Origin of the sequence: Methylobacterium sp. CCH5-D2 (assembly GCF_001556475.1) — a bacterium.
GTDB lineage: Bacteria > Pseudomonadota > Alphaproteobacteria > Rhizobiales > Beijerinckiaceae > Methylobacterium > Methylobacterium hispanicum.
In genome coordinates this window covers 1-846 of record NZ_LSIX01000808.1, presented here as the reverse complement: position 1 = coordinate 846, position 846 = coordinate 1, and the positions used below count along the sequence as shown (strand labels likewise).

1 pseudogene is annotated in these 846 nt (G+C 66.7%); it reads right to left on the bottom strand.

Annotated elements, in window-relative coordinates:
- Window positions 1-15 precede the first annotated feature (15 nt).
- Window positions 16-773, bottom strand: a pseudogene (locus AX737_RS32340) (IS5 family transposase).
- Window positions 774-846 lie beyond the last annotated feature (73 nt).

Here is an 846-nt window from a genome sequence, read left to right as displayed (position 1 = left end):
CTCTAGGTCGTAGACTCATAAAGCTCGCAGCCGGACCCGCAGGGCTGCGAGCTTGACGCTGGCCAGGAAGTTGTCGGGGTCCTTGTCGTAGCGGGTGGCGACGGCTCGGAAGTGCTTGATCTTGCTGAAGAAGCGCTCGACCAGATTGCGGTACTTGTACAGGAACGGGCTGAAAGCCAGCACCTGCTTGCGGTTGGGTATCGGCTTCACGTTCGCCCACGCGCCCTGCTCCGCCATCCGGGCGCGTAGCGCGGCACTGTCGTAGGCCCGATCACCCAGCAGGATCTGGCCCGCGCCCAACCCGTCCAGCATGTCGGCCGCCGCGCGCCCGTCATGCGCTTGGCCTTCGGTGATCTTGAGCACCACCGGACGGCCCTCGGCATCCACCAGCGCGTGGATCTTGCTCGTCAGGCCACCGCACGAGCGACCCATGCCACCGGATCGGCCGTCTTTTTTTGGGCGCAGGCGGCATGCTGGTGCACCCGCACGCTGGTGGCGTCGATCATCTGCAGGTCGCCGTCGTAAGCCTTTGACACCGCATCCAGAAGCCGATCCCAGATGCCGCGCTTGCGCCAGCGCCGGAAGCGGTTGCCGCACGTCGTATGCGGGCCGTAGCGCGCTGGGATGTCGGCCCAGGGTGCGCCCGTGCGCAGACGCCAGAAGATCCCGTTGAGCACCCGCCGGTCATCTACCCGCTCCTTGCCGCGCACGTCCGTCGGCAACAGAGGCTCGATCACCGCCCACTCCGCATCCGTCAGGTCAAACCGCGCCATCCAGATCCCTCCCGCTCAGAGGGCTAACGCCGCCGCACCTCAGCCGTGCCAGACGTTATGGGTCCGCGACCTA